This window comes from Nocardia sp. NPDC050630 (assembly GCF_044457245.1).
Taxonomy (GTDB): domain Bacteria; phylum Actinomycetota; class Actinomycetes; order Mycobacteriales; family Mycobacteriaceae; genus Nocardia.
This window is the reverse complement of sequence record NZ_JBITGN010000002.1, coordinates 239,594-256,586: the sequence shown is the minus strand read 5'-3', so window position 1 is coordinate 256,586 and position 16,993 is coordinate 239,594. Positions and strand designations below refer to the sequence as shown.

At 65.4% G+C, this 16,993-nt stretch carries 15 protein-coding genes; 10 read left to right on the top strand and 5 right to left on the bottom strand.

The annotated features are described in order from the left end of the window. Nucleotides 1-20: 20 nt before the first annotated feature. The 3 genes from dnaJ to ACIBG0_RS08615 all read left to right on the top strand — a co-directional run bounded on the left by dnaJ (nucleotide 21) and on the right by ACIBG0_RS08615 (nucleotide 3,407). A complete protein-coding gene (gene dnaJ, locus ACIBG0_RS08625) occupies nucleotides 21-1,184 on the top strand; it encodes a molecular chaperone DnaJ (protein WP_397030627.1) in 1,164 nt (387 codons plus the stop codon). Then, on the top strand, nucleotides 1,184-1,585 hold the full coding sequence (locus ACIBG0_RS08620) for a heat shock protein transcriptional repressor HspR (RefSeq protein WP_397030625.1): 402 nt from the start codon (nucleotides 1,184-1,186) through the stop codon (nucleotides 1,583-1,585). The genes dnaJ and ACIBG0_RS08620 overlap by 1 nt, the downstream gene beginning before the upstream one ends. A 652-nt stretch (nucleotides 1,586-2,237) precedes the next feature. Next, on the top strand, nucleotides 2,238-3,407 hold the full coding sequence (locus tag ACIBG0_RS08615) for an FAD-binding oxidoreductase (protein ID WP_397030623.1): 1,170 nt from the start codon (nucleotides 2,238-2,240) through the stop codon (nucleotides 3,405-3,407). A gap of 59 nt (nucleotides 3,408-3,466) precedes the next feature. On the opposite strand, the gene ACIBG0_RS08610 is transcribed toward ACIBG0_RS08615, so the two are convergent. The 4 genes from ACIBG0_RS08610 to ACIBG0_RS08595 all read right to left on the bottom strand — a co-directional run bounded on the left by ACIBG0_RS08610 (nucleotide 3,467) and on the right by ACIBG0_RS08595 (nucleotide 7,460). After that, entirely contained in the window at nucleotides 3,467-4,243 is a 777-nt protein-coding gene (locus ACIBG0_RS08610) for an FAD-binding oxidoreductase (protein WP_397030621.1), read from the bottom strand. 8 nt (nucleotides 4,244-4,251) lie between these two features. After that, nucleotides 4,252-5,409 (bottom strand): FAD-binding oxidoreductase, encoded by a 1,158-nt coding sequence (locus ACIBG0_RS08605; protein ID WP_397030619.1) that lies wholly within the window; start codon nucleotides 5,407-5,409, stop codon nucleotides 4,252-4,254. A 206-nt stretch (nucleotides 5,410-5,615) separates the two neighbouring features. Then, nucleotides 5,616-6,518, bottom strand: a complete 903-nt coding sequence (locus ACIBG0_RS08600) for an LLM class flavin-dependent oxidoreductase (protein ID WP_397030618.1) — start codon at nucleotides 6,516-6,518, stop codon at nucleotides 5,616-5,618. Between the two features lie 6 nt (nucleotides 6,519-6,524). After that, nucleotides 6,525-7,460 (bottom strand): NADP-dependent oxidoreductase, encoded by a 936-nt coding sequence (locus tag ACIBG0_RS08595; protein ID WP_397030617.1) that lies wholly within the window; start codon nucleotides 7,458-7,460, stop codon nucleotides 6,525-6,527. A 222-nt stretch (nucleotides 7,461-7,682) separates the two neighbouring features. Here ACIBG0_RS08595 and clpB point away from each other — a divergent pair, with 222 nt between their 5' ends. The 7 genes from clpB (at nucleotide 7,683) to ACIBG0_RS08560 (ending at nucleotide 16,058) form a co-directional block, all read left to right on the top strand. Continuing rightward, nucleotides 7,683-10,241 carry an ATP-dependent chaperone ClpB gene (clpB, locus tag ACIBG0_RS08590; protein WP_397030616.1) on the top strand — a complete coding sequence of 853 codons (2,559 nt, stop codon included), beginning with the start codon at nucleotides 7,683-7,685 and terminating at the stop codon, nucleotides 10,239-10,241. Between the two features lie 215 nt (nucleotides 10,242-10,456). After that, on the top strand, nucleotides 10,457-11,293 hold the full coding sequence (locus ACIBG0_RS08585) for a DUF5666 domain-containing protein (protein ID WP_397030615.1): 837 nt from the start codon (nucleotides 10,457-10,459) through the stop codon (nucleotides 11,291-11,293). Between the two features lie 56 nt (nucleotides 11,294-11,349). Next, nucleotides 11,350-12,447, top strand: coding sequence for a hypothetical protein (locus ACIBG0_RS08580; RefSeq protein WP_397030614.1), 1,098 nt, complete (start codon nucleotides 11,350-11,352; stop codon nucleotides 12,445-12,447). A 61-nt stretch (nucleotides 12,448-12,508) separates the two neighbouring features. Next, entirely contained in the window at nucleotides 12,509-13,342 is an 834-nt protein-coding gene (locus ACIBG0_RS08575) for an SDR family NAD(P)-dependent oxidoreductase (RefSeq protein WP_397031189.1), read from the top strand. 5 nt (nucleotides 13,343-13,347) lie between these two features. After that, complete coding sequence (gene pyrE, locus ACIBG0_RS08570) at nucleotides 13,348-13,914, top strand: orotate phosphoribosyltransferase (protein ID WP_364397182.1); 567 nt, start codon at nucleotides 13,348-13,350, stop codon at nucleotides 13,912-13,914. Between the two features lie 373 nt (nucleotides 13,915-14,287). Next, nucleotides 14,288-15,352 (top strand): beta-ketoacyl-ACP synthase 3, encoded by a 1,065-nt coding sequence (locus ACIBG0_RS08565; protein ID WP_397030612.1) that lies wholly within the window; start codon nucleotides 14,288-14,290, stop codon nucleotides 15,350-15,352. A 19-nt stretch (nucleotides 15,353-15,371) separates the two neighbouring features. Continuing rightward, a complete protein-coding gene (locus ACIBG0_RS08560) occupies nucleotides 15,372-16,058 on the top strand; it encodes a lysoplasmalogenase family protein (RefSeq protein ID WP_397031187.1) in 687 nt (228 codons plus the stop codon). 400 nt (nucleotides 16,059-16,458) lie between these two features. On the opposite strand, the gene ACIBG0_RS08555 is transcribed toward ACIBG0_RS08560, so the two are convergent. Next, the gene (locus tag ACIBG0_RS08555) at nucleotides 16,459-16,911 is read right to left on the bottom strand and encodes a hypothetical protein (protein ID WP_397030610.1); all 453 of its coding nucleotides are present in this window, start codon (nucleotides 16,909-16,911) and stop codon (nucleotides 16,459-16,461) included. Between the last annotated feature and the right edge of the window lie 82 nt (nucleotides 16,912-16,993).

Genomic DNA, 16,993 nt, shown 5'->3' with positions numbered 1-16,993 from the left:
CCGAGAGGAGGAGATGCCCAGTGAGCCAACGGGAGTGGATCGAAAAGGACTTCTACAAGGAGCTGGGTGTCTCCTCCAGCGCCTCGCAGGACGAGATCAAGAAGGCGTACCGCAAGCTCGCGCGTGACCTACATCCGGATGCCAATCCCGGCGATACCAGGGCCGAGGAACGGTTCAAATCCGTCAGTGAGGCGCATGCCGTGCTGTCGGATCCGGCCAAGCGCAAGGAGTACGACGAGACCCGAAAGCTGTTCGCCGGTGGCGGATACGGACGCGGCGGCTTCACTCCTGGTGCGGGTGGCGGCTTCTCGCAGGACTTCAATATCGGGGACATCTTCGGCCAGGCGAATGCCGGCGACGGTGGCCTCGGAGACCTGCTCGGTGGCCTGTTCAACCGAGGCGGCACGCGCACCGCGAGCCGCCCCCGCCGCGGCGCCGATGTGGAGACCGAGACGACCCTCGGCTTCCGCGAGGCCGCACAGGGTGTCACGGTTCCGCTGCGGATGACGAGTCCGTCGCCGTGTACGACCTGTCACGGCAGCGGCGCCAAGCCGGGGACCAGTCCGCGAGTCTGTCCCGTCTGCAACGGAAACGGCGTGATCAGCCGCAACCAGGGCGCATTCGGCTTCAGCGAGCCGTGCGACGAATGCCGTGGTACCGGTTCGATCATCGACGATCCGTGCGTCGACTGCCGCGGCAGCGGCATCCAGAATCGGACCCGCACCATCACGGTGCGGATTCCCCCTGGTGTCAGCGATGGGCAGAAGATCCGGCTGGCCGGACAGGGCGAGGCCGGACTGCGTGGTGCGCCCTCGGGTGATCTCTATGTGACCGTGCATGTCAGCCAGGACAAGGTCTTCGGCCGCAACGGCGACGACCTGACCTTGGTGCTGCCGGTCAGTTACAGTGAATTGGTGCTGGGCACAACGGTTTCCGTGCCGACGCTGGAAGGGCGCGTCGGCGTCAAGGTGCCTGCGGGCACCGCGGACGGTCGGATCCTGCGGGTGCGCGGCCGTGGCGTGCCCAAGCGCGGTCCCGGCGGCGGGGCGGGCGATCTGCTCGTCACCGTCAAGGTGGCCGTGCCGCAGAAGCTGGACGACAATGCCGCCGAGGCGCTCAAGCGCTACGCGGAGGCGGAGAAGGCCAGCGGGTTCGATCCACGTGCGGGATGGGCAGGTGCGTAATGTCCGATAATCCGAAGCAGGCATCCGGCGCGGCGTCGCGAGCGGAGTTCTTCATGATCTCCGTGGCGGCCCAGTTGGCGGGTATGCACGCGCAGACACTGCGCACGTATGACCGCCTCGGCCTGGTTACCCCGCAACGGACTTCGGGTGGCGGTCGACGTTATTCGACACGGGACGTCGAACTGCTCCGCGAGGTGCAGCGGCTGTCCCAGGACGAGGGCGTCAACCTGGCGGGCATCAAGCGCATCATCGAACTCACCAATCAGGTCGAGGAACTGCAACAGCGCGTCGCCGAAATGTCGGCGGAGCTGGACCGGCTGCGCGCGGGGTATCGCCCCGATCTCACGCCGCCGCAACGCAGTACCGCACTGGTGGTGTGGAAGCCGCGCAATAGGCGCTGATAAGCGCGAAGGCTCCGGGATTCGGTTTCGGCCGAGCCCCGGAGCCTTTTGTCATTTCGTGCCGATAAGTGAATGCCTTCTCTTGCAACGCCGTATCGGGTTATGGCCTCGAATAACTGCTGGCAGTGCTCGAGCAAAACTCCCGACCCGGGTTTCATTACCGGGCAGTCGGTTCAGCGCCGCGTGGGTGTCGGCGTGCTTCTGAAGGGTTGCCAATGATGTGCCGAGCTGCGAAGTTTGCTGTGGCTCGTGCTTCAGCAAACTATATGCCGGGGCGGGTCGTCGGTGCCGTCGATCGCCAGGTCGGTGGGTGCTCGCGGTGTGACCGAATCGATGGGCCGTACCGCACCGCGGGTTGCCGTGCGATCGCTCCACGACCTCGTTTGGGATGAAACTTGCAAACCGGGCCTTCCGAATCCGGTGGTTATATGACGGATTTCGCCGTCGTGTTCGTTCTTTCGGTTTGTTTTCAAGGGTTTTCGTGGCGCGAATCCTCGTTTCGACGGAATTACACGCTTGATGTTTATGCGACTGATTCCGAAGCTGGCAAACCTCGCATACACTCGTTCGCATCGGCTGCTGTCGAGTGTCCCGCAGCACTTCACTCGTCGGCAGAGGTTTGTGTTCGAGTGCAAAAGGGGTTGTGACACAAATGGACTCGCGGACGGTCGCTTTGATAAGAACGACGTTCAAGGCGGTTGCTGCGGAGGAGGGGGGCCAGGCCAAGCTAGCCAGTTCGTTCTACGCAATCCTGTTCACGAACTATCCCACCGTCCGGGATTTCTTCCCCGCGGCGATGGATTCCCAGCGTGACAGATTGGTCAAGGCGATCTCCTATGCGCTGGATCGGCTGGAAGAGCCGAATAAGTTATTGCCATTCCTCGCCCAACTCGGGCGCGATCACCGCAAGTACGGGGTGCAGGCCGCGCATTACAACGCGGTCGCGACCTCGTTGAAGTCCGCGATGCGGATCTTCGCGGGCACCGAGATGTGGACCGATGAGGTCGACCGGGCCTGGGATGAGGGTCTGAAAATCATCGGCGACACCATGATCGGCGCGGCCGAACAGGAATCGACGCCTCCGGTCTGGAGTGGAACCGTCGTCGAGCGGCGCGAGGTGCTGCGCAATCTCGCCGTGGTGCGGCTGCAATTGGATCAGCCGATGCAATACGCCGCGGGCCAGTACATCAGCGTGCAGATCCCGGCGCGGCCGCGCATGTGGCGCTATCTGTCCCCGGCGGTGCCCGCGAATGCCAACGGAGAGATCGAATTCCACATCCGCGGGGTGCTCGGCGGTTGGGTCAGTCCGGCCATCGTCGGCCACACCAATATCGGTGACCAGTGGCTGCTCGGTTCACCGCTCGGCGGACTCGGCATACCGCGCAATGTGAAACGCAAAATGCTGATGGTCGGTTGCGGTACCGGCATCGCACCCCTGCGCGCCCAGCTCATGGCGATGGCACAGCGGCGCGTCAATCCACGGGTGCACCTGTTCGTCGGCGGCCATCACCCGTGTGACCTCTACGATCTGGAGATCCTGAGCCAACTGGCCACCGCCAATAAATGGCTCACCGTAACGCCGGTCACCGAGACCGATGAAAACCCTTGGTGGTATCTGGATTCCGGCGAACCGGAGCGCACCTGGCCAGGGTTGGAAGCCAGGGTAACCGGCCAGATCGGCAAGGTCGTCGCGAGCTACGGCTCCTGGTCCGACCGGGATGTGCAGATAGTCGGATCACCATCGATGGTGCAGACCACCAAGTTCCGGTTGATGGCCGCCGGAACACAAACCAAGAACATCCGCCACGATCCGCTCTTGTGAATTTTTGGCCGCGAACACCTCGCTCGTAAGGCTCGCTCCGTTGGGGTTGCGTCTGCTGGTTACAGTCCCTCGAATTGGATATTCGCGGCGGGGGTTCCGGTCTCGACGAGTCGATCCAGAGTCACGCGGACCATATTGGGTGATCCGCAGACCAGCACCTGATGGTGGTCGAACGCACCGTGTGAACCGACGACATCGGCGAGCGTGCCGAAGAGCATATCGTCGAGCGGGAATCCGATATCCACGCGCGATTGTTCGTACCATTCGTCGACCCAGCCCGGATCCTCCGGGCTCTCGACCACGGGAATCACCGTGAGCCAGGGCAATTCGTTGGCCAGCAGGAACAGCATGTCATCGGCGTACAGGTCGCGCGGGGAGCGTCCACCCACGAACAGGTAGGTGGGCGGTGGATCCTCGTGCCTGGCGAGGTCGAGAATCTGGGAGCGCATCGGGGCCAGGCCGGTGCCGCCCGCGATCATCACGACCTCGTCGCCGTAGGGGTCGACGGCGAGAGTGCCGAGGGGAGTACTGATCTGCCATTCGTCGCCGGGGCGGGTATCGGCGACGATACTGCCGCTGCACCAGCCGCCCGGCACGGTGCGGACGTGGAATTCCAACTTGCCGTCCAGCGACGGCGGCAGCGCCGGGGAGAGCCGACGACGCATCCCCGGATGCTGCGGCACCCGGACCTCGACCGACTGTCCCGCGAGAAACGGGACGTACTCGCCGATGAGGCGGATCACCGCGATGTCGTGGCGCAGCCGGTGATGACCGACAACGGTCGACTTCCATTCGGGCGCCGCACCATTGGCGTGCGAGCTCGGATCAATTGTCATTACTTCTCTCATACGGGGTCTGAGCTGATTACCGACTCGGGGGTGCCCACCGCCATGAGGGCGCGGCGGGTGTCGGCGATCATGCGGGCCGAACCGGCGATCTGGATCTGTCGGTCGGCCCATGAACCGAAGCTGGCCACGACCGCGCCCAGATTTCCGATCAGGCGGCGGTGCATGCCGTACGGCTCGTCCTGCGGTGGATGCGGATACCACCACGGGTTGGTCTTCTGTTCGCAGACCGGGACCACGGTGAGCCACGGATTGCTCTGCGAGAGCTGCCACATATTCTCCACGTCGTACAGATCGCAGGGATAACGGCCGCCGATGAAGAAGTGCACACGCGGATTGATGCCGCGCTGACCCATCTCGATCAACTGGGCGCGCAGCGGGGCGATGCCGGTGCCAGCACCGATCAGCAGCACGTCACGGCCGCTGTCGCGATCGATGTGCAGACCACCGAGCGGACCGGCGATCATCCACCGATCGCCGACCCTGGTCTCGTTGACGACGGCCGGGCTCACCCAACCGCCGCGAATCTTGCGGACGTGGAATTCGATTTCGCCGTAGGGATTCGCGGGAATCGCCGGCGATAGATAGCGCCACATCTTGGGGCGCTGCGGCAGCGAGACCGGCACGTACTGTCCGGCCTGATACGGAATCGGACTGTCGGACTGCAGCCGCACGATGGCCAGATCCTCGAGCACGCGGCGATGGCCGACCACGGTCGCATCCCAGTACGGCTGCGATTTATCGGAATTAGCGCCGATGGCCATGGAGGCGGAGATGAGGATGGTGATATCGCGCCAGCCCTCCTCGAGCGCGCGATTCCACATCGGCCCGTTGAAGACCCGGAAGGCGGCGAGCAGCGCCCGCCCGGCGATGTCGTAGTGCGCGGCGATGACGCCGTATTTGCGGTGATCACGCGCCAGCTGTTCCAGGAACTTCTGCGCCCGTTCCCAGTCCTCGAGATTGTCGAGCACGTAATGGATGGCGGTCACCACCCGCTTGGCCTGCATCTCCATCGCGGGCGGGAACAATTCCCGCAACTGCGGCTTCTCCGCAAACAGGTGACCATAAAACGCACTGATCAACCGCTCGGGTCCGTTCGGCGACTCGATCACCGATCGGAAGTTGGCGCGGACCAGCGCTGCCGAACGCGCATCCACGACGTGGAGCTTCCTTTCCCTCAAAATCTGCCCAGGGACATGTCCGTAACCGGCGGTCCTCCGCCGTAAGTATCCCTGAAAATCACGTGGTCGTGTAGGTATGGCCGATCACGTCCGCGCCGACGGTAATCCGACGGCAAATCGGGGCTGCTCTGGGCCGGACATGCAGGATATCGCGACCGAGCCCGCTCCGGGTTACCGCCGGGTCAACTCGCGACGTTGGCGCGCACCGCGGGCACGACCAATTCGGCGTAGCGATGCACTTGGTCGACGGGGTCGCCCTCGGTCGGCCAGAAGATGAAGCCGTCGATGCGCTGGTCGCGATGTAGCGCGCAAAGATCGTCCACCCAGCGCTCGGGCGGCCCCTCCAGGAAGCCCTGGTCGGTGCCGTCGGTGGTGATGGTGCCGGAGAGGTTGTATACCCGACGGATGGCGCGCGGATCGCGCTGTGCCGCCGCCGCCGCATCGTCGATGCGCTTACCCGCCTCGGCCAGGAATTCCGGCGGCGCCCATGCCGCCGAGGGGAGCCAGCCGTCGGCGCGCTGTCCGGTCAGGGCGAGCATGCGCGGGCCCTTCGCGCCGAGCCAGATGCCGGGATCGTGTTGCGGCCGCGGACCGGGGTGGGCACCGTCGAGCAGATGGTATGTGCCGGGCACCCGGACCGAACGCTCGTCGCTCCACATGGCCCGGATGACCGCGATGCCCTCGGCCAGCGCCCGAACCGATTCGCCTGGGCTCAGGTGGCAACCGCCCATGGCGGCGATGGCGGCCCAGAACGCGCCGGCACCGAGTCCGAGGTGGATCCGGCCGCCGGTCATGATGTCGAGGGAGGCAACGGATTTCGCGAGTACGGCGGGATTGCGCAGCGGCAGGTTGGCGACGTCGGGGAAGAAGGTGAGTCGCTCGGTGCGCATGGCCAAGCCGGTGATCAGGGTCCAGGTGTCGAGGAAGCGGCGCTGGTAGGGGTGGTCCTGAATGCCGATCAGGTCGAGCCCGGCGGTCTCCGCATATGTCGTCAACTCGGTGAGCTGCTGGTAGTTATCGGCCTCCGGAATCAGGAAGAGGCCGAACTCGGGCGGGCGTGATGGGCCCTTTTTGCGGCCAGTCACTCGATCTCAGATGGCCAGTACGGTTTTGCCCCGCGCGCCGATCGCGCCGATGACCGAAGGGCCGAGGTCCAGTGGGACGGTCACGTCGATCGGCACGACCACGTCACCGGCGGCGACTCGATCGAGCAGGCGGGCCAATTCCGGTGCCCGGCCGGAGGATTCGATATTGCCGCCCTTGATGCCGCGATCGCGCAGTGCGTCCGGATCGGCGGACCAGATGGTGGAGTAGACCGTGCCGCCGTCGCGGACCAATGTGGTCAGTTCGGCGAGCACCTCGGGTGGACTCACCAGATCGAACAGCGCATCGACGCCGTCGGGATGCGCGGCGGCGACCAGCTCGACGACCGGACCCAGGGTGTAATCGACGGTCTCGGCCGCGCCGAGTCTGGTCATCTGATCGGCGACCGCCCCCCGCGCCGTCGCGATGACATGTGCCCCGGCGATATTCGACAACTGCACCAGAAATGAGCCGACACCGCCGGTCGCGCCGACAATCAATACCGTCTGGTCCGGTTCGATCTTGGTGGCATCCACGATGTCCTGTGCGGTTATGCCCGCGGTCGGCAGGGCCGCCGCCGCGACGGTGGGCACCCGGTCCGGGATCGGGACCAGGGTGGCATTCTCGGGCAGTACCGAATACTCCGCGAAGCTGCCGTGGCCCGCGGGCGGGAACAAGAATTTGCCGACGACGCGGTCGCCGACGCCGAATTTGGTGACGCCGGGGCCGACCGCGGCCACCGTGCCCGCACCGTCGACGCCGAGGATCATCGGAAAATCATGCGGCAGCTTGCCATCCAGGATGCCCCCGGCCATCTTCTGGTCGAAGGGGTTCACCCCGGCCGCCTCGACCTGGATTCTGACCGCGCCCGCGCCGGGTTCGGGGGTCGGCATTTCGGCCAGTTCGGGCGTTGCTCCAAAGCTTCGTACCACGATCGCGCGCATCCATCGCTCCTCGGGTCGGGCTGGATTGTGCTGCATCAACCAACGGCCAAGGCCATCGTAGGCATCGCGGTGCCCTGGACCCCGCGATTGAGGCCATTCGGCAGTGTCGCGGCGTAGCGTTGCGCCCGAGTCTGTTCGGTGGCGAAAAAATCAAAGTTGAGTGGAACAGACTCAACCTTTCCGACGTTGGATAGTGCGAATCGACTAGTAGGAAGGTGAGTTGTGGACTCGTTCAATCCCACCACCAAGACCCAGGCGGCCCTGACCGCCGCCCTGCAGGCCGCGTCGGCCGCGGGCAATCCGGAGATTCGTCCGGCGCACTTGCTGGTGGCGTTGCTGGATCAAACCGATGGCATCGCCGCCCCCTTGCTCAAGGCCGTCGCGGTGGATCCGGCGACGATTCGACGCGAAGCACAGGACATCGTGGACAGGCTGCCACGCGCGACCGGTGCGACCACTAGTCCGCAACTCGGCCGCGAGGCCCTTGCCGCGATCACCGCCGCCCAGCGCCTGGCTACCGAACTCGGCGACGAATACGTCTCCACCGAACACGTCATGGTCGGCCTGGCCGAGGGCGATTCGGATGTGACCACGCTGCTGAAGAAGTACGGCGCGACCCCCGAGGCGCTGCGCGAGGCATTCACCGCCGTGCGCGGCAGCGCGCGGGTCACCAATCCGGATCCAGAGGGCAGTTACCAAGCGCTGGAGAAGTATTCGACCGATCTCACCGCGGCCGCCCGCTCCGGCAAACTCGACCCGGTCATCGGACGCGATACCGAAATTCGCCGTGTCGTACAGGTTTTGAGCCGTCGCACCAAGAACAATCCGGTGCTGATCGGTGAACCCGGTGTCGGTAAGACCGCGATCGTGGAGGGCCTTGCCCAGCGCATCGTGGCCGGTGACGTGCCGGAATCGTTGCGCGGCAAGTCCGTTGTCGCGCTCGACCTCGGCGCGATGGTGGCCGGTGCGAAGTACCGCGGCGAATTCGAGGAACGGCTCAAGGCCGTACTCGAGGAGATCAAAAGCAGTGCGGGACAGATCATCACATTCATCGATGAGCTGCACACCATTGTCGGTGCGGGCGCGACCGGCGAATCGGCGATGGATGCTGGAAATATGATCAAGCCGATGCTCGCCCGCGGTGAGCTGCGCCTGGTCGGCGCCACCACATTGGATGAGTACCGCCAGCACATCGAAAAGGACGCCGCCCTGGAGCGTCGTTTCCAGCAGGTGCTGGTCGGCGAGCCGTCGGTGGAGGACACCATCGGCATCCTGCGCGGCATCAAGGAGCGCTACGAGGTGCACCATGGTGTGCGCATCACCGACTCCGCGCTGGTCGCCGCCGCCACGCTGAGCGACCGCTACATCACCTCCCGGTTCCTACCGGATAAGGCGATCGACCTGGTCGACGAGTCGGCATCGCGGCTGCGTATGGAAATCGATTCGCGCCCAGTGGAAATCGATGAGGTCGAGCGTGCGGTGCGCAGGCTCGAGATCGAAGAGGTCGCGCTGGAGAAGGAGACCGACGCGGCCTCCAAGCAGCGCCTGGACAAGTTGCGCCAGGAACTCGCCGACGACCGCGAAAAGCTCAATCAGCTGATGACTCGCTGGCAGAACGAGAAGAGCGCCATCGATCAGGTCCGCGTCCTCAAGGAGGAGTTGGAATCCCTGCGCGGTGCATCCGAGCGCGCCGAGCGCGACGGCGATCTGGGCAAGGCCGCCGAACTGCGCTACGGGCGCATCCCGGCGTTGGAGAAGCAGCTCGCCGAGGCCGAAAAGGTCTCCGCCACAGCCGCTGACGGCGAAGTGATGCTCAAGGAGGAGGTCGGCCCCGACGATATCGCCGAGGTGGTCTCGTCCTGGACCGGTATTCCGGTCGGCCGGATGATGGAGGGTGAAACCCAGAAGCTGTTGCGCATGGAGCAGGAGCTGGGTAAGCGCGTGGTCGGTCAGCCCGAGGCGGTGCAGGCGGTTTCGGATGCGGTGCGCCGGGCGCGCGCCGGAGTCGCGGATCCGAACCGGCCGACGGGATCGTTCATGTTCGTCGGCCCCACCGGTGTCGGTAAGACCGAGCTGGCAAAGGCGTTGGCCGACTTCCTCTTCGATGACGAACGCGCCATGGTCCGCATCGATATGAGCGAGTACAGCGAGAAGCATTCGGTCGCTCGGCTCGTCGGCGCCCCGCCCGGCTATGTCGGCTACGACCAGGGCGGTCAGCTGACCGAGGCGGTGCGGCGTCGCCCGTACACCGTGGTGCTCTTCGACGAGATCGAAAAGGCGCATCCGGATGTCTTCGACATCCTGCTCGCGGTTCTCGACGAGGGTCGCCTGACCGACGGCCAGGGCCGCACGGTCGATTTCCGCAACACCATCCTCATCCTCACTTCGAATCTGGGTGCGGGTGGCAATCGGGATTTCGTCATGAACGCGGTCCGCTCGGCCTTCAAACCGGAGTTCCTGAACCGCCTCGACGATGTGGTCATGTTCCATGCTCTCAACGAGGAGCAGCTGGAATCCATCGTCGATATCCAGCTCGACCAGCTGCAGAAGCGACTGTCGCAACGCAGGCTGAAGCTGGACGTCAGCAATTCGGCCCGGTTCTGGCTCGCCGTGCGCGGCTACGACCCGCTGTACGGCGCCCGCCCGCTGCGCAGGCTGATCCAGCAGGCCATCGGCGACACCCTCGCCAAGGAACTGCTCGCCGGTGAGGTCGCCGACGGCGACACCGTCGCGGTCAACGTGAGCCCGAACGGCGAGGGCCTCATCGTCGGACGGGGCTGACAACGCGGCCCAGCTTGCGATCAATCGCAAGCTGGGTCACCCGGTGACAACGACGGAGCAGGTCTCGAGCGAGGAGTTCGCGGCCCGTCTCGCGAGTCGTCGAAGCGCATGCGCCGCAGGCGCGAGTCTCGACGGCTCGGACGCGAGACACCAGGGGGCCGCGAACACGCCGCGCCGAAGGCGCGGCCAAAGCAACACAGCCTACCCTTGAGGGCATGAGTAGTCCCAACGATCCCTGGGCTCAGCGACCGGAGGATGCGCCGACGGAACATTTCGGTCCGTCGGGTAAGTCGGGATTTCAGCCGTCCGCGCCTACCAGCGAATACACCGAGCCGTATGGCCATGGCGATGCGACCTCGGTCTACCCGTCTACCGAACAATTCGAGCCGTGGGCGCCGCCACCGGTCAATGCCACCGAGGAGTTCCCGCCGTACGACAGCCAGGTCCAATGGGGCCAGGACAGTGGCGCGTGGCAGGAGCCGACCCAGGTCGGTTCATACGGCCAGCCCGGCGTGCAGTATCCGCCCGGACCGCAGGGTGCGCCGCTACCCCCGGATCAGGGACCGCCGCCGCGCAAGCGCAATACCGGCCTGTGGATCGCCCTCGGACTGGGGGTGATCCTGCTGATCGGCGCGGTCAGTGCGGTCGCGGGGATGCTGCTCGGCGAAAAGGACACTTCGTCGAGTTCGGCCGCGAGCACCTCGGCCTTCCCGACCGCGGGCCGTGCCACTGGTACCGCGCCCTCGCGCGGTCCGTCATCCACCCAGGTCCTGCCGAGCATTCCGGGACTCGGCGGCATCGATAGCCTCGGCGCGACCATGGGCACCATCAAAGCCAATGCCGGTGGCCAATTGACCCTCGACACCCTCGGCGGCGGATCCCCTGTGACGGTACGTACCACCGATAAGACCCAGGTGATCTCGTTGGCCGGGTCCAAGGCGTCCGATCTTCCGGTCGGCGACATGGTCGTGGTGCAGGGCGATAAGGCCGCGGATGGTTCGATCGACGCGAAGATCATCATCAGCACCGCACTGCCCGGAGGCACGCGGTGAAATATCGGCGGGCAGTGATGCGCAATAGCTCTGTCGGCTCTATAGGGTAGGCGACGATGACGGCAATGTGGTTCGGGTTGGCGGCGATCGCGCTCGTTGGTGCGATCGTGCTGCTGTATTTCGATCGGGTCCAGCGACAGCGGACCGGTCATGCGCGCCAAGTGTGGGCGAAGGCCCAGGGCTATACGTATGTGTCGGTGGAGCCGGCGCTCGCCTCCACTTGGCGCCGCGGTGCGTTGGCCAAGCTCGGCTACCTGTCCGCGGTGGATGTGGTGTCCGGCATCCGCAAGGGCGAGAAATTCGTCCTCTTCGATCTGGAAGATGCCGCGACGCTGGTCGCGGTGCGCAGGCAGATCGGCTCCGATATCGATGTGGATATGCGGCTCAAGACCGCGTCTCCGCCCAAGGATGCCGATCTGGAACTGCTCGGCGCGATCGGTGACCGGGTGGTGTTCGCGACCAATCCGGAGATCGCCAGGCACGCCGTCGACCAGCGCATGGTCGCCTTCATCGAATCGCTGCCCGATTCCGTGCAGATGCTGTGGAGTGAGGGCAACTGGACTCTCGGCATGCTGAATGTCGGTACGGCGGCCAAGGATTGGGAGACCGCGATCGATGCGGTGCTTCGCCTGTCCGGTCTATTGCATGTGCTGCCGCCGGTGAGCGATGTGCGGGGGGTGGATTCCGGTGGTCACGATCCGGGACGGCCGCATCCACGTAAGCGCTCGGGTGCGCGGGATGAGGCCGAAAGTCCGGTGGCCGGGCGGGTCGCGTCGGCGGATCTGCGTAAGCGCGAGGACTTCGACGACGAGGACTACAACGAATCGTCGTATGGCGAAGACGATTTCGACCGTCCGAAGTACCGCGAGTACTCCGACGACGACTACTACGACGAGGAGGCGGGGCCCGACCCGGAGCCGCCGCGCCGCCCCAGTCTCGCCGTGGTCCCCGACTCCCGCTCGCGGGCCCGCGACGAGCGCTGGGCAGCGGAGCCGGACGACGACTGGTCGCCGCAGGATCGCCCGGCCGAGCGCAAGCGCGCGAAATCCGAGTCGGATGAGGACGAATGGCCCTCGGGTGAGCATAAGCCGCAACAGCCCGGCGGTCCGTTCCATCCGGGGTTCCGCCCATATCAGGGACCTGTGCCGCAGTGAGCGGGCATAGCGCCCCGATGACCTGGATTGTGCAATGAATGCGGGATCGCGCAGCGATTCGATGAGCGGTGCTGGCCGGGAAACGGATGGGCTGGTCAGTCCAACGCGTTTGCCCGGCGCCATCCGTCCCGTCGCGCTGATCACCGGACCCACCTCCGGTATCGGGCGCGGCTTCGCCGTGCGCTTGGCCACACTCGGCTATGACCTGGTGCTCGTCGCCCGCGACAGGGACCGGCTGGATGGACTCGCCGCGGAATTGGAGCGGAAATTCGCGACCCGCTCGGAGGTGCTCGTCGCCGATCTGGCCGATACCGAAGATCGGGATCGGGTGTTGGCCCGTGCCGCCGACGGCGTCGAATTCCTGGTCAACAATGCGGGATTCGGCCAATCGGGGGAGTTCTGGACGCAGCCGCCCGCTGCGGTCCAGGCTCAGCTCGACGTGAATGTCACCGCGGTGGTGCAGCTCACCAGGGCCGCGCTGCCGTCGATGATCGCGGCCGCGAAGGGTTCGATCGTCAATGTGGCCAGCGTCGCGGGTCTGATTCCCGGACGGGGCTCGACCTATTCGGCCTCCAAGGCCTACGTCGTATCCTTCACCGAGGGGCTGGCGGGTGGACTGGCCGGAACCGGAGTCCGGGTCCAAGCCCTGTGCCCCGGATTTGTGCATACCGAATTCCATGAGCGGGCCGGCATCGAGATGTCCTCGCTGCCGAAACAGCTGTGGCTGAGCGTCGACCAGGTGGTCGCCGGTTCGCTACGTGATCTGGAGAAGGACCGGGTGCTCAGCGTGCCCGGTGTGCAGTACAAAGTGCTCACCACCGCCGCCGGGATGATCCCGCGAGCCCTGGCGGCCCGACTGAATCGCGGCATATTCAACGCACGCGGAAGGACTTGACAGACATGATCGACCAGGTGAACAAGGCCGCCGTTTCGACCGACGACCGCGACAGATTGGCCGCACTCGTGCGCGAGCTCGCCGTCGTGCACGGCCGGGTCACACTGTCTTCGGGCAAAGAGGCCGACTACTACGTGGACTTGCGCCGCGCCACCCTGCACCACGGTGCCGGACCGTTGATCGGCAAGCTACTGCGCGAACTCGTGGCGGACTGGGATTTCGAGGCCGTTGGCGGGCTCACCATGGGCGCGGATCCGGTCGCGCTGGCCGTCATGCACGCGCCCGGCCGACCGATCGACGCCTTCGTGGTGCGTAAAGCCGCCAAGACCCATGGCATGCAGCGCCAGATCGAGGGTCCGGACATCGTCGGCAAGCGGGTGCTCGTCGTCGAGGACACCACGACCACCGGAAATTCGCCGCTGACCGCCGTGCGCGCCCTGCGCGAGGCCGGCGCGACGGTCGTCGGCGTCGCGACCGTGGTCGATCGGGAGACCGGTGCCGATCAGGTCATCGCCGCCGAGGGGCTGGAGTACCGGTCCATTCTCGGTTTGAAGGATCTCGCCCTCGGCTGAGAGTGCGTCTGAAAACTGCATCGGTACCCTGCGGCAAGCTGCCGTCTATCCGGGGCGCCCGGATCCGGGAGCACGAGCCCCGGTGACGAATGTCCGTGATCAGGAGGGCGCTGGCCTGCACGCTCGTGTCGGTGACCCCGCGCGGATGACGCGAAACCGAGGTGCGAAGTCTCAGGGTGGGCATGGAGGACATCCGAAAAGGGTGGTGCCGGTAAATGCCGAAAAGTTGTCTTCTAGACACGCGGTAAGCTGCGAATGCGGTCCCCGGGGTCGCTATCGCTGGTGGTCGGAGCTCCGAATCGCTCTGAAACGCCAACAGCGATGCGACCCGATACGGGGGCATTCGGACAGTGAAGGGTCGTGTGAGTTACCTGTGGTGAGCATTGCAGTCAATAACAGCCGTGCGAATGTCGCGATGCTCGGCATCGGTGCTTACCGTCCGAAACGCCTGGTCAGCAATGAAGAGGTGTGCGAGGTCCTCGATTCGACCCCGGAGTGGATCTACGAGCGCACTGGTGTGCGCAACCGTCGGTGGATCAGCGGTGACGAAACGCTGCAGTCGATTTCGGCGGCAGCCGGTGAGCGCGCGATCGTCAACAGCGGCATCGACCGGTCCAAGATCGGCGCGCTGATCCTGGCCACCTCGAGCTGGCTGACGCTCACCCCGCACGGCGCCCCCAAGGTCGCCAACGACCTGGGGATGAACGGGATCGCGGCCTTCGATCTGACCTCCGGCTGCGGCGGTTTCGGCTATGGCCTCGGCGTCGCCGCCGATCTCATCCGGTCAGGATCGGCCGAATACGTGCTGCTCATCGGTGCCGAGACGATGACGGTCGGACTCGATCCGACCGATCGCGGCACCGCGATGATCTTCGGTGACGGTGCTGGTGCCGTGGTGGTCGGCCCGAGCGAGGAGAACGGTATCTCCCCGACGGTGTGGGGCAGCGACGGCGAGAATGCCTCGGCGATCGAGCAGGACGTCAACTTCCTCGAATACATGGAGAGGGCGCAGCGGCTGCAGGGCACCGATCCGGCCGTCGAGCCCATCGGCCGGATGTCGCTGCGGATGGAGGGACCGCGGGTATTCCGTTGGGCGGCGGTCACTTTGCCGCGCGCGCTGGCCTCGGCGCTCGAGGTGTCCGGTGTCTCCAAGGACGATATCGAGGTCTTCATCCCGCATCAGGCCAATGCGCGCATCAACGAGCTGATGAAGAAGAACCTCGGGCTCTCCGATGACATCCCGGTGGCCAACGACATCGAGAACACCGGCAATACCTCCGCCGCGTCCATCCCGCTGGCGATGGAGGAGATGTTGGTGACCGGTAAGGCCAAGGGCGGCCAGGTGGCTTTGCTGCTCGGCTTCGGTGCGGGTCTCAGCTATGCGGGTCAGGTCGTCACGTTGCCGCCCGCCCCGAAAGAGCCGAGCTTCGGTGTCTGATTTGCGGCATTCGCGGGTCGTGCGTCCGTTCCGAGCCGGATTCCTGGTGGCTGCGGCGGCGACCGTATATGGCGCGGTCACCGGCCGAGACAAGGTGCAATGGGTTGCGAAGCCGCTGCTGATGCCGCTGTTGGCGGCGGATGCGGCAACCGATCCGGCGTTGGCTCCGGTCGATCGCACGGTGCTGCTCGGTTCCCTCGGTGCCGCGACCATCGGTGATGTCCTATTGATCCAGCCGGACGAGGATTGGCGCCTGATCGCGGGGGCATCCTCGTTCGCGGTGATGCAGACCGGATATTCGGTGCTGTGGTGGCGCCGAGGTGGGCGGCCGTGTCCGGAGATCGCGGTTCCCCGGCTGCTGGCCTGGCTCGGTGCCGCGGCATTGATGCGGGCCAAGGCGCCGACCGTCGCGGCCGCGCTGACGGCTTACGGTGCGACGCTGGGCAGTGCGGCGGTGCTGGCCTCCGATCCCGGATTGGCTCCGGCCGCGAAAAATATTGCCGGACTGAATATTCCGAGTGCCGATCCGCGTAGTCGGCTGGGCCTGGGTGCATTGCTGTTCACCGTTTCCGATGCGTTGATCGTGCTACGGCGGCTATTCGGGCGCAGTGAGCGTTCCCGGCGGGTCACCGAGGGCGTCATCCTGGCTACCTATGCGGCCGCGCAATATCTGCTCGCGGACCCGCGAGCGCACGCGCTGGACTGATCTCGCGCCTCGTCGATTCGGCCGAATGCTCGGTGAGCGGTGAGCGCTTGTACGGGGCGACCTCGTGTGCTGGTTCGGCGTGTTGTGTGGGTGACCGGTGAACGCGGGCGCCGAGACCGACCCTCGCGCCCGTTGATTCAGCGTGTTGTGACCGGTGAGCGCGGGCGCGGGATCGACCCTCGCACCGTTGATTCGACGTGTTGTCTGGGTGACCAGTGAGCGGAGGCGCGGGACCGACCCTCGCGCCCGTTGATTCGGCGTGTTGTGTGGGTGACTGGCGAGCGCTTGTGCTGGCCGAGCTCGCCCGTTGATTCGGCGAGTTGTGTGGGTGACCAGTGAGCGCAGGCGCAGGATCAACCCTCGCGCCCGTTGATTGGCGAGATGTGCGGCTGATCGAAAGCTATTGCCCGAGAACGAGAATGATCCGATCCCGATTCTGGGGATCGACTCGAATCGAGATTGTCTCGCCGACCGCCAGCCGCGGCTTGTCTGCCGGGGTGACATCGAAAACGATGGTGCCACGGTAGCTTTCGGATCCCGGCACAACGAGTTCCAGATCGAATTCGGTCAACTCGGTGTGGTGATCGGTGCGCTGCAGGGTATGCGCCCCCTCGATCGTCGCCCAACCTTCTAGTCCGTGCCGCCACAACTGCCGATCAGCGCGCGATGGCCGAGCGGCCAAGAGCATTCCGACGCCCACGCATGATCCGAACAGACCGACCAGCGCGGCAATCTGAAATGGCTCGGTCCCCGGTGGCGTATGCGGTAGTAGCCAACCCAGCCAGAATGCGAGCACGATCAAATACCCGGCGGTCACCCCGAGCACTGTGCGGAGAACGCGTGCGTGATCCATGCCAGCCTCCACCCGACTGCCTGCACTTCAAGGATAGGACCGGCCACTACGGCGGGAATGCGCCTTGCCCACAACCGTGACC